Origin of the sequence: Streptomyces fulvoviolaceus (assembly GCF_000718165.1) — a bacterium.
GTDB classification, from domain to species: Bacteria; Actinomycetota; Actinomycetes; order Streptomycetales; family Streptomycetaceae; genus Streptomyces; species Streptomyces fulvoviolaceus.
Genome location: NZ_JOEY01000086.1, coordinates 25,273 through 37,034, shown reverse-complemented (window position 1 = coordinate 37,034; position 11,762 = coordinate 25,273). Strand labels below are relative to the sequence as shown.

The following is an 11,762-nucleotide window of genomic DNA, read 5'->3' as shown; positions in this document are numbered from 1 at the left end:
GGCTCTTGACTGTTCAGTGCAGGTCGGTTGTCACCGCGTGACGAGACGGATGGCCGAGACGGCACGGTCCAGGCGCTCTTCGACCTCGCCGTGGCTACAGCCCTCGCAGACCACGAACCCGGCGCGGTCCAGATTGTTCTCCCAGGCGCGGATCGCCTCGCCGCGGGCGAGTTCCAGGCCGACCTCGACCACGCCTTGGAGCCGCCGGGCGTCGTCCAGGCCGGTGACCGTCGTGACCACGCCAGGCTCTCCGGAGAAGAAGCGGACACCAGCCGACTTCGAGGGAGAGACCACCTCGGGCAGTGAAAGGCCGCAGACGGCCCGGACTGCGAGTTCGTACTGGTCGAGTCCGGTCACCAACTCGGTGATCAGGGGGATCCTGCCTCCCCCCGGCCGAGTGTGTGTCTCGATGACCGTGACGCCGTCCGTACCCAGCACGACTTCCGTATGAGCTGGTCCGACGGTGAGTCCGACGGCGTCCAGGCAGTCGATCACCGTCTCCGCGATCGCGCGTTCCTCGTCCAAGGTGAGAGCGGCAGGCGTGAGATGGGCGTGTTCCACGAAGTGGGGTGCCCCAGTGGTCACTTTTCGGGTGATGCCGAGCACCCGGTGACGTCCGCCCTGGCTGATGGTCTCGACCGAAAGCTCCTGGCCCACGGCATACCGTTCCCACATCAGGGGCTCATTGGTGGCCAGCAGTGCCACTCGCAGGTCGCGGGCGTTGGTCACCAGGTGGACCCCCAGGCCCGCGACGCCGGAGACGGGCTTGACGATCACCGGGTACGCCTTGGAGTCGACGTCGCTCACATGCTGCAGGCGCCCGCATGGCAGGGGGTGCCCGGATTGGGCCAGCAGTCTTCGCATCTGCAGTTTGTCCCGTGAGTCGCGGACGGCCGACACGGGAACCCCGTTGACCGACCACAACTCGGCCAGTTCGGCGGCGGGAAGGAGGCCGAGCTCGGTGAAGGCGACGACGGCCCGGACGCCGGCCGGCCTGGGCAGCGCACGTACGGCGGCGGGATCGGTCCGGTACGCGACCCGGTGCACAGCCGCCGCGTCGGCGGCCGCGGGAGTCGGATCCTCGTCGGGGTCGCACACCAGGACGTACGACATGCCGAGCCGGGTGATGGCCCGGCTGCCGAACGGACTGGCGCCGATGAGCACGACGCAGCCCGGGGCGAGGGCGTCGGTCCGCGCCTTGAGGCCGGCGCCGCTCATGAGCCCGCCCTCGCACCGATCAACGGAGCCGCGCCGTGGGCAGGTGTGGCGACGGAATCCATCACGGGGGACGGCGCTTCGGCCCCGTACACCACATCGATGTACCGGTCTCCCCGGTCGGGGAAGAGGGTGACGACCGAGGATGAGGCAGGTATTTCGGGGAGAATTTTCTTGATGGCCGCGATGACCGACCCGGAAGACGCGCCGGCGAAAATTGCCTCCCTGTCCAGGATTTCATGACAGGCCGTGATCGACTCGTCGTCGGTCACCTCCACCACCCGGTCAATCAGGTTCCTGTCGAGCAGTTCCGGCACCCTGCTGGAGCCGATTCCGGGCAGCCGTCGGGGTCCGGGAGGATTGCCGAAAACCACCGATCCGACCGCGTCCACTGCGATCACCTCGAGGCGCTTGTCACGCTCCTTCAACCGACGCGCGAGCCCGTTCAGGGTGCCCGTGGTACTCACCGCCACGACAAGATAGTCGAGCGGCCCCCGCAGGTCCCTGGAGATCTCTTCCGCGGTTCCCCGGTAATGAGCCTCAGGACCCAGGGCGTTGGCGTACTGGTTGATCCACACCGCGGCGGAGTCACGGGCCAGGATCTCCTTCACCCGAGCGATACGGGCCGGGAGATATCCGCCCTCGGTCGTGGGGTCGTCCACCATCTCGACCTGGGCGCCATAACTCTTGAGAATCGCATAATTACTTTTTGTGATGTGTGGGTCGACCACCAGTGTGAGTCGCAGACCATATATCCGGGACATCATGGAGAGGGCGACGCCAAAATTCCCCGAGGTGCTTTCCACGATATGCGCGCCGGGATAGAGAACCCCTTCCCGCAGACCCGTCTCGATGATGTACCGGGCAGTCCGGTCCTTGACGCTCCCGGCCGGATTTAGCAGCTCAAGCTTGGCGTATACCCGAGGCCCCGTCGGAAAGAGGCGGCTCAGATGGACCATAGGAGTACAGCCGATACAGTCCAAAATGGAGTCGAGCAACAAGAATCCTCCCCAGGTGATTCCTTGCCGTGCGATGCACCAGAGCGCGTACATTCACCTTCTACTGCGCGTACCGGACATCGACGGAGGCAAGATATTCCTCGGCGATTGCCAGTGAGGTGCCGAATTCATCGGCCCATGAGATGGCGTATCCGAGGCGGTCGTCATTGTCGGCGATCCCATTCATCTGCACGGGCTCCGAGGCGAACGTGCTGCGGATGATTCCGGCAGGAAGTTCGGGCGGCGGTGTCACGGAGGTGACCAACCCGGTGCGCCGGGGCGTCAGATAGAGACTCGTGGCGTATCCACCCCGCGCGTCGGGAGACGCCGCTGCCGGCGGGAGCCCGAGGTAGAGGCGCGTGTAGAGGTCGATCGAGTCCTGGCCGATGGTGAGTCGCATCAGCTCCCGGATCTGGTCACCGCCCAGGCGTGGATTGATCTCGATCAGCGCCGGAACACCCTCGACGAGCTTGAACTCCACGTGTGCCGCGCCATGTCGGTGCCCCACCGCGTTGAGCCACTGGACTACGACGCGCGCGATGCCCTCGTCGTCCGCCACCGAGTTGAAGTGGTACGGGAACATCGCCCCGAGTTCGACCCGGAAAGGCAGCTCTGCCATGAGCTTCTTGGTGAAGCCGAGCAACCGCCAGCCGTCGGCACCGTCGTCCCAGATGAGCTCGGCCGTGAACTCCGGACCGTCGACGAACTCCTCGACCAGGGCGTACGGAGCGCACCGGTAGCTGCGGAGGTTGACTGGATGTGCGGTCACCCTGTGCAGTGCCGCGAGGTAATCCTCGTCGTTCCAGCAAACCCGGACACCGGTGCTTCCGCTGTCGTCCACGGGCTTCACCACGCACGGGTAGCCGACGCCCGAGGTCTCCCCCGGATCGTCCAGGGGCACACGCACGGCTGCCACCGAGTACCCGATCCCCTTGGTGAGACTGCGTGCGCGGTCCTTGAAGTGGCAGTTCAGCAAGCCGTCCGCCGAGGCGTGCGGAAGGCCGAGCCGCTCCGCGATCACGGCGGCCTGCACCAGCCGGTAGTCGTCGAACGCGATGACGGCGTCCGGCGCCTGGTCGCTGAAGAAGTGCATGAGTTTCACCAGGTCGTATGTGTCGACCACGCTGTGGGAATCAGCCAGAGTGACCGGATTCGGATGCACCTTTTCGTACTCCGATGGGTCACGGGCGACAAAATGGGCTCGATATCCCTTTTCCCTGGTGAGTCGTACACCTTCAGGACCATAGCCCGTCATGTTGCTCTCGATGAAGAAGGCTGTCTTCATCCGATTTCCCCCATCTGGAGATTTGCGCACGCGAAAATAGATCGTCACGATAGCAAATACTAGGCTTGCAATAAACCAAAGAATAATCAAAGGAATGTTAAAAATGATCAAGAAGACCTTGCGGGTGACGCAGGGAGCGCATGGGGCATCGCAGTTCAGCCGCTTGTAGTGATCAAATTAGCATCACTACCGTACCGGGGATACGACAGTGAGTGTGATGATCGTCACACCCTCCGTTGGTGGATTTGCGACGACTCTCCAGTGCAAACTCTGGAATTGCTATCAGTGGATTTCCTGGGATGCGTCGCACGTTCGGGTACGACTTCCCTGGGTATCCCTGTGCCCGCTTTCGGCTTTTGGGGGATTCGGGTCGCATGTCCAGATTAATGCTGGGTTCCGTTTTAAATTCGGCAAAACTTGGCGGCTACGCAGTACCGGCTTGCAACGTTTTCGACGCTGTGGGAATGGATGCTGTTCTCGCTGCCGGCGAGCGACTCTCGTCGCCCGTGGTGGTGCAGGTTTCGACGCGCACCCTGCGTGCTTGGGGGCCGTACCGGCTGCGGCAGCTCTTCGCGGCCCTGGTGGCACAGCGACAGCCTGAAATCCCGTTCCTCAAACCCTCGGCCGAGGAGGTCTTATGAGTTTGTCCGTCAGTGGTGTTCTCCACGACGTCGAGAGTCTCGCGCAACGCTTCGCCTCTCATCGTCGGCAGCGGTCCGGGGCCAGGGAGCTGGCGACCGACGACTTCGCCGCAGTGGCCGAGACCGGCTTCCATCAGCTTTTGGTCCCGGAGTCGATGGGTGGACTGTGGTCGTCCACCGCCCTGTCGACGCGCGCCGTGGCCGAGGCCATCAGTTCCCTCGCCGCCGGCGACAGTTCGCTCGCGCTGATCCTTTCCATGGAGCCGGTCGCGATGTTCGTCACAGGCTGGCTCGCCGACTTCCGCGAGGAGGAGGCCGATGCGACGTGGTTGCGTCAGCGCCAGAAGTTTCTCGGCCTCTTGGGGTCCGGCACCGGAGCCTGGGGCGTCATGCTCTCCGAGCGGGACGGTGTAGTCCGCAGTACCGCGAAGCAGGACTCCAACGGAGAGTGGTCGATCTCCGGGGTGAAATCTTCGGGAAGCGGCTGGGACCACGTGTCGTTCATGCTGACCAACGCGATTCCGGAGGGAGAGGACCGGCCGGAGCTGTTCGTGCTCGACCTGCAGAATCGGACGAAGCTGCCCGGGGTCACCGTCAACCGTGTCTGGGACGGCCATGGCATGACGGCTTCGGGAAGCCACGCAGTCGTGCTGGACAACGCGCTGGCGCACCGTGTGGCGTGGCCCGGGCGCCAGGGCCTGATCAACCGGATGTCGTCCAGCCCGACCATCGGGTCCCGCCTCGCACCGTTCGTGGGCATCGTCCGGGCTGCCGTGGCCGAGGCCACGGAACATGTGCAGGCTCGGGGAGGCACCCGGTCCAGCCTCGCGTCGGTGGAGTGGGCACGTGCGCAGGCCTCCGGCTGGCTGGTGGAGCAGGCTTTCGAGGGCGTGCTCCGCACAACGGAGGTAGGTGCGTCCTCCAAGGACTTCGTGCGAATGGCGAACATGGCGAAGCTGGCCGTGGGTGAGCAGGCCGAGCACACCTTGCAGCACATCAGCGGGGCGCTGGGCGGGTTGACCTACTCGCAGAGTTCGCCTTTCGGCTGGTGGCACACGGATGTGCGGGCCATGGCGTTCATCCGGCCGACCCTCGCCGAGACTGTGGACCATCTGGGCGGCCGACTTGTCTCCTGACACATTCCAGCCGGGGAGACTCAGCCGCGGCGCAGACGCGCCCGAGTCCCCCCTCTCGCGAGAAAACACGACGATGCGCGTTGATGTGCACGAGAGCGTGAATTCCCTTGACACGCAGGCCTGGGACACGCTGGCGGCCCACAAGTCCTTCTACATGGGAACGGGTTGGCTGCGCTTCCAGGAGAAGATGAACCCCGAGCAACGCTGCCGGTTCATCACCGTCTCGGATGGCGGCCGGCTCATCGCCGCTCTCCCCACGTTCCTGACCCCCCGTCCGGCCAACAAGCACTACAACGTGGCCGCCATGTTTCCCGAGGCGGTCAGTGAGGACACCTACGTCCTGCTGGTCGGCGGCACTCGGGGCTACCAGAGCCGCATCCTGCTGGATGACGACGCATTGTCCCCGGAGCACCGTGGCATCGCTGTGGGACTGCTGGTCGACCAGGTGCAGGCCATGGCCGACCAGGACGCCGACGGCGTCTCGTGGTGGCTCTACTTTTCCGACGAGGACGTGGAACTGCTGCGGCCCTGGGCGCAAACCATTCCGAGGGTGCTGCGCGGTGACTGCGCCATCGACCTCCACGGCCACTCGTTTGAGGACTATCTCGCGGCCACCGGCCGACGCCGGCAGATCATGCGGGACCGTCGACGCTTCGACCGGACTGGCTACACCGTGCGGCGCCGCCCGCTGAGCGAGCTGCTCTCCGTAGCCGGAGACCTGCTCAGCAAGACCCAGAACCGATACGGTTTCGACGTCTCGCCGCAGTCGATGACCAATGTGCTGACGGTACAGAATGAGGCCACCGGCAATACTGGTGTCGTCTACGAGTGCGCCGACGGCGACGAGACACTCGGCTTCTGTCTGGCCTACGAAGCTGGCGACACAGTCTACGGCAGAGCCGTCGGATTCGACTACGACCGGCTCCGTGACGGCGCCGAATACTTCACGCTTGGCTACTACGCCCCCATCGAGCACGCTTACCGAAGCGGTATGCGACGCCTGCATCTAGGTACTTCCGCCTATGAAGCGAAGATTCTGCGCGGCGCTGCGATCACTCCTCTGTGGGCGCTCGCCCTGGGCGCCCGTCCCTGGTCGTCGGAAGGGGCCATCGAGCACAATGCCGCAAAACTGGCTGAGATTAGTGCATTACTCCCTGATGGCCCCCGTTACGAGAACCGGGTCACGTCCACTCTCTGGCGCGAGTTCGCCTCTCTCTCGCGCGGCGAGCCGTAGAGCGGGTCGCATCCGCATGCAGACAGAAGAACAGAACGGAAGGGCGACAGATGCTGGAGCAGCGCGCGTTCCGAAACATTCTGGGTCATTTCGCCACGGGAGTGGCACTGATAACCGCGCAGACCCCAAAAGGTCCCGTCGGTCTTGCCGTCAACTCCTTCACCTCCGTGTCGCTCAACCCGCCGTTGGTCGCGCTATGCGCTGCGCACACCTCAACCACATGGCCCGCCATCCGAGCTTCGGGAGGCTTCGCTGTGACGATCCTCGGCGAGCGGCAGGCGGAGCTGTGCCACACGTTCTCGGTACGCGCCGCCGACCGGTTTTCCGGCCAGGACTGGGCGCTCAGCCACTCCGGCCATCCCCTCGCGGACGATGGGCTGGCTTGGCTGGACTGTCGGATCTCCCAGGTCCACGCGGCGGGGGATCATGACCTGGTGATCGCCGAGGTAACCGCCGGTGCGCTAAGGGGACAGACAGGCCCACTGGTGTTCCATGCCGGGCGGTTCACCCGGTTAATGCCTACCGCGCTTCAGCTGAGTCCGAGGAGGTTCAGTGGCCGCTCGAAGGGACGGAGGGACATCTCGCGGAGTCCGGCGGCGATGTTGGTGTGGCCGGCAGCGCGGAGCTGCGGAGAGTGACCATGTACCTCGATGACGGGACGGCACGGATTACCGTCGCAGCCAATGGATGGCCAACCGAACCTATTCATGTGCAAGACATTCCGCTCGACGGTCCGTGTGTCGCCGCTATGGCCGAGCTCGGCCAATCACACAGGGTCCCGACGATGACTGATCGCGACATCTGCGACTGAAACCGTAATGCAGGGGTAGCGCCAGGCTTCGTTTTGCTTCCGCCGGTATTTCGGAAGACCGATAGGCACGCCAGCTGCAGGCACAGCGATCAACAACGCTGTAAGTGCCTCACAAGGAACGCCGACGTCAGAAATCCTATTAAGCCGTGCACGGTTCGTGGTCAACTCCACCCGGTCGAACATAGTCCGGGCGCTGTAGATAATCTCTCCGAGATCTGGGCGAAGTGTCGGCTCGCCCCCGGTCCGCACGCCCAGCCAATCCTGATAGTAGCCAAGCCGTAGACCTTGGATCCGCAATTCACGGCAACGACCGGCGATCCATGCCAGGAATACATCTTTGCCGAGTCAATGCGAACGCTAGCGGACGCAATGGTCGCTATGTTACGTTCAAATACCATTTACTAACCACGGGAATGGATGTCATGGCAGCACTGAACGAAGCTACAACCATCACCGTCCGGCCTGTTGCGGGGTATACCGGCGCGGATATCTCCGGTGTCGACATCTCGCAGCCGCTATCGCCGGAAGTGTTCGGGCGGATCCGCGACGCGCTGCACGAGTACAAGGTCATCTTCTTCCGCGATCAGAATCTAGATCACGCTTCGCACATCGCCTTCGGGCGGCAGTTCGGCGCGCTGACCTACGCGCACCCGCTCGACGAGGCACCGCCGGAAGGGTATGCGGAGATCTTCACCGTCGACCTGCGTCTGCACAAGCAACGGTACGGCATCGATTACCACAAGACCGTCCTCCGGAGGTCTAGCTACTTCAGCGGCTGGCACACCGACGTGACCGCGGCGGTGAACCCGCCGGCCATCGCGATCTTGCGCGCCGAGGTGGTGCCCCAGATCGGCGGCGACACCCAGTGGACCAACCTGCAGGCTGCCTACGAGGGACTATCACCCGCGTTGCAGACGTTCGCGGATGGGTTGCGCGCCGAGCACCGGTACGGCGGCGGAGGCAGCGGCTACTCCACGGAGGGCAAGCAGATCGATGAGAACCGGCTGGTCGCGGTGCACCCGGTCGTCCGGGTGCACCCAGTTACCGGCAAGAAGGGGCTGTTCGTCAACCCAGGGTTGACCAGCCACATCGTGGACATGTCCACGCGCGAATCGAAGGCGATCCTGGACCTGCTCTACGCCGAGATCACTCGGCCGGAGTACATCGTGCGGTTCCGGTGGGAGCCGGGCTCGGTGGCCATTTGGGACAACCGCGCCACCGCGCACCTGGCCCCGACCGACTTTCAGCACCTCGACGTGCAGCGCAGGCTGCATCGGGTGACGGTCATCGGCGACATCCCGGTCGGTCCCGACGGACGCGAGTCCGACCTGGTGGCCGGCCAGCCGTTCACCGGCAAGCAAGTGCATACTAAATGAGGTTTTGGAGATTTCCGGGGTAATTCAGGTAGCGCGGCAGATATGTGCCAGATGAATTGTCCGCGAAAAGCGACCGTATGATCCCAAGTGCCGCCAACAGTATCCGGAGCGCCTTTCCGGCGATCTCTATTGAAGGAGAAGTGCCAAGTACTGATTTGGGGCGATCACAGGGGGTAATGCTGAAACAACGCGAGGGTCGCCATGGCCCGTGGTGCGGTCCCGGTGTGGACGGTGGAGGCGTCCTCGGCGAAGGTGACGTCCCTGATGTGGTGCGAGGAGCTTTCCACTGCCCAGTGCCCGCGGATCGCGGCGGCCAGGTCGGCGGGGCCGGCCTGGTAGGCGTCGAGGCTGGTGACGGCGTAGACACTCTCACGGGTCTCACGTCGGTCGGTCTGCTTGCGGCGGCGGTGGACGCGGATGGCCAGGCGGGCGTGGGGAAAGGCGATTCTGACGAGTTCGTCGGCGATATCGCAGGTCTTGATCGAGCGGGACTCGCGGCGTCCGTGTCCGGTCCCGGAGGCGGTGTGCTGGACTGCGATGGACTGCCAGGGCAGAGCGGCGAGTTGGGTGTGGGCGGTGGGCTGGTTGGTTTTGATCACGGCGATGTAGTGGGCCTTCTTGGTCTCGACCAGCCAGGAGATGTTCGCCTTGACCGAGTGCAGGGCGTCGAAGGCGACGCCGGTGCCGGTCAGGTCCGGTAGTGCCAGCGGCAGGCGGAAGTGTGTGGTTTCGTTCGTCTTCGCGCCGACCTCCACGTGGGGCGAGGGGCACGACGGTGCCGTGCGTGACCGCGGAGAGCAGATGCCGGCGCGTCGCGGTGAGACGGGCTGATCCCTTGAGTGCTTTGCCGTCGACAGCGATCACGCGCGAGCGCTCGGACGCGGAGGGTGACGGCGCCTGGGCGGGTTTGCCGAGGGCGCGGTGGCGGTCGGCCAGGTAGGCGTCCACCGTCCGGTCCAGGGCGTCACCGTCAACAGCCCCCAGCACACGGCCGATCGTGGCTGGCGCCGGAGTGCGCCGCCATCTGAGCAGATGGCGGCGGATCCCGATCACTGTCAGGAGTGCGGTCGTGGCACGCTGGCCCCACTCGGCGAGTTCATCGATGCTCCTCGCTCCCGAGACGGCCGCGCAGGCGCACACCAGCAGGATCGCCGTGAGTGAGCTCTTTCAGCGTGGCCACTGATCGGGTGACGACGTCGGCGTCCGCAACGGACAAGGCTCCTATGCCGTTGGGAGAGGTGTTCGACGTCTCAACTCATGGGCACAGGAGCCTTGTTGGTTCCCTAATCCGTAGTTAACGGCATCCCGATGGAGCGGAAGCTTCTGGGGATGTTCGAGTAGAGGGCTGCGATGCCTACGGCGAACCGGGTCCGCTGAGACCTCCGCATAGAGCGGCGCGCGTTCTCGTATTCATGGTTGCGGCAGCTGCGCGGGCGTCGGACGGACGCCTATTGGTTCCCCGGCCTCAACGCCCAAGGATAGATCGGTGGCGCCGGCGCCCACGCACCTGTCGCCGTCCAGTGCCCCGGGCGTCAACACCCATCGATAGATCGCTCGTTGGTGTTGGTGGTGCGAGCCCGCTCCATGGTGACCTCTTTGTGAAGCCCGAGCCGTCCGAGCTCCCGCAGAGACCGAGGCCTGTGGGACGAGCTGGTGCCACGAACTGCTGCTGAGGTGGCGGACCGGCCAGAAGGTCTGAGTCCTGGGATTAGGTCGCTGCGTGGCCCGGATGAGCTCGTGACCAGCAGAAACATACGGTGGAGGGGAAAGACGTGATCCACTGCGGCATCGACTGGGCCGAACGCACGCACGACGTCGCCCTGGTCGACGACAGCGGTCAGTTACTGGCCAAGCGGCACATCACCGACGACGCGGTCGGCTACAAGATCCTGCTGGACCTGCTCGCCGAATACGGCGACACCGAGGAGAACCCGATCCCGGTCGCGATCGAAACCTCCCGCGGCCTGGTTGTCGCCGTGCTGCGGACGGGCAAGAGGCAGGTATTCGCAATCAACCCGATGGCCGCCGCCCGCTACCGCGATCGGCACTGCGTCTCCCGCAAGAAGTCCGACCCCGGAGACGCCCTGGTCCTGGCCAACATCCTGCGCACGGACATGCACGCCCACCGGCCGCTGCCGCAGGACAGCGACCTGGCCCGCGCGGTCGCCGTTCTTGCAAGGGCTCAGCAGGACGCGACGTGGAACCGGCAGCAGATCTCCAACCAGCTCCGCTCCCTGCTGCGGGAGTACTACCCGTCCGCGCTGGCGGCCTTCGAGTCCTGGAAGAACGGTCTGTGCCGCCGGGAGGCGCACGAACTCCTCAGGGCGGCTCCGACACCAACGCGGGCCGCGCGGCTGACGCGCACGCAGCTGCAGGCCGCACTCAAGCGCGCCGGCCGCCAACGGGGCATCGAAGCCGAGGCTGACCGGCTCCGGGAAACCTTCCGCCGACTGGGCGCAGCAACCATCGCTGGTGGAGGGCGCGCTCGGCAAACAGATGCTCGCGCTCCTGGTGCAGTTGTAGGCAGCCTGCACCGCCGCCGACAATCTGGCTGAGGCGGTGGAGGAGGCTTTCCCTCAGCACCCGGACGCTGAGATCATCCTCAGCTTCCCCGGACTCGGCATCCAGCTCGGTGCCCGGGTGCTCGCCGAGATCGGAGACGACCGGAACCGGTTCGCCGACGCCCGCGGCCTGAAGGCGTATGCCGGGGCCTCACCCATCACCAGAGCCTCCGGCAAGAAGTCGAGCATCACCCGGCGGTGGGTGAAGAACGACCGCCTCAACCACGCCGGCTACCTCTGGGCCTTTTCCGCCATCACCGCCTCACCAGGCGCCAAGGCCCACTACCGCAGGCGCCGCGACGGCCACGGAGACTGGCACGCAGCCGCTCAAAGGAACCTCTTCAATCGCATGCTCGGCCAGCTCTACCACTGCCTCCAGCACCGCGCATCGTTCGACGAACGCACTGCCTTCCCGACCGAACTCGCCGCCGCAGCTTGACACGTTGAGCACCTGAGGTGTCTATCCTGCCGCACTCGACCTGCCTCATGCCTTGGTCGAGTGGGT

General features: G+C 64.9%; 9 protein-coding genes and 2 pseudogenes. 6 read left to right on the top strand and 5 right to left on the bottom strand.

Annotation, left to right across the window (positions count from 1 at the left end):
* Positions 1 to 30 precede the first annotated feature (30 nt).
* From IG08_RS56275 to IG08_RS0149845, 3 genes are read right to left on the bottom strand one after another with little or no spacing between them, the layout of a single operon-like run.
* A complete protein-coding gene (locus IG08_RS56275) occupies positions 31 to 1,218 on the bottom strand; it encodes an ATP-grasp domain-containing protein (RefSeq protein ID WP_052425266.1) in 1,188 nt (395 codons plus the stop codon).
* Positions 1,215 to 2,216, bottom strand: a complete 1,002-nt coding sequence (gene sbnA / locus IG08_RS0149850; RefSeq protein ID WP_052425269.1) for a 2,3-diaminopropionate biosynthesis protein SbnA — start codon at positions 2,214 to 2,216, stop codon at positions 1,215 to 1,217. The genes IG08_RS56275 and sbnA overlap by 4 nt, the downstream gene beginning before the upstream one ends.
* Positions 2,217 to 2,274: 58 nt before the next feature.
* Complete coding sequence (locus tag IG08_RS0149845) at positions 2,275 to 3,609, bottom strand: ATP-grasp domain-containing protein (RefSeq protein ID WP_158812389.1); 1,335 nt, start codon at positions 3,607 to 3,609, stop codon at positions 2,275 to 2,277.
* A 188-nt stretch (positions 3,610 to 3,797) separates the two neighbouring features.
* Between IG08_RS0149845 and IG08_RS58315 the strand changes: the two genes are divergently transcribed.
* The 5 genes from IG08_RS58315 (at position 3,798) to IG08_RS0149820 (ending at position 8,696) form a co-directional block, all read left to right on the top strand.
* A complete protein-coding gene (locus IG08_RS58315) occupies positions 3,798 to 4,139 on the top strand; it encodes a class II fructose-bisphosphate aldolase (RefSeq protein ID WP_078656075.1) in 342 nt (113 codons plus the stop codon).
* A 113-nt stretch (positions 4,140 to 4,252) separates the two neighbouring features.
* A complete protein-coding gene (locus tag IG08_RS0149835) occupies positions 4,253 to 5,275 on the top strand; it encodes an acyl-CoA dehydrogenase family protein (protein WP_158812387.1) in 1,023 nt (340 codons plus the stop codon).
* A 73-nt stretch (positions 5,276 to 5,348) separates the two neighbouring features.
* Positions 5,349 to 6,509: a GNAT family N-acetyltransferase gene (locus tag IG08_RS56270; RefSeq protein WP_158812386.1), complete on the top strand. Its 1,161-nt coding sequence runs from the start codon at positions 5,349 to 5,351 to the stop codon at positions 6,507 to 6,509.
* Between the two features lie 50 nt (positions 6,510 to 6,559).
* Complete coding sequence (locus IG08_RS56535) at positions 6,560 to 7,147, top strand: flavin reductase family protein (protein ID WP_078656073.1); 588 nt, start codon at positions 6,560 to 6,562, stop codon at positions 7,145 to 7,147.
* 595 nt (positions 7,148 to 7,742) lie between these two features.
* Entirely contained in the window at positions 7,743 to 8,696 is a 954-nt protein-coding gene (locus IG08_RS0149820) for a TauD/TfdA dioxygenase family protein (RefSeq protein ID WP_030620430.1), read from the top strand.
* A 164-nt stretch (positions 8,697 to 8,860) separates the two neighbouring features.
* Here IG08_RS0149820 and IG08_RS62080 read toward each other — a convergent pair whose 3' ends face one another.
* Both IG08_RS62080 and IG08_RS62075 read right to left on the bottom strand, forming a co-directional pair.
* On the bottom strand, positions 8,861 to 9,451 hold the full coding sequence (locus tag IG08_RS62080) for an ISAs1 family transposase (RefSeq protein ID WP_234343192.1): 591 nt from the start codon (positions 9,449 to 9,451) through the stop codon (positions 8,861 to 8,863).
* Positions 9,452 to 9,698: 247 nt separating this feature from the next.
* A pseudogene (locus IG08_RS62075) lies at positions 9,699 to 9,800 on the bottom strand (hypothetical protein); the annotation flags it as partial.
* A gap of 668 nt (positions 9,801 to 10,468) precedes the next feature.
* Here IG08_RS62075 and IG08_RS55280 point away from each other — a divergent pair.
* A pseudogene (locus tag IG08_RS55280) lies at positions 10,469 to 11,696 on the top strand (IS110 family RNA-guided transposase).
* Positions 11,697 to 11,762: the final 66 nt, after the last annotated feature.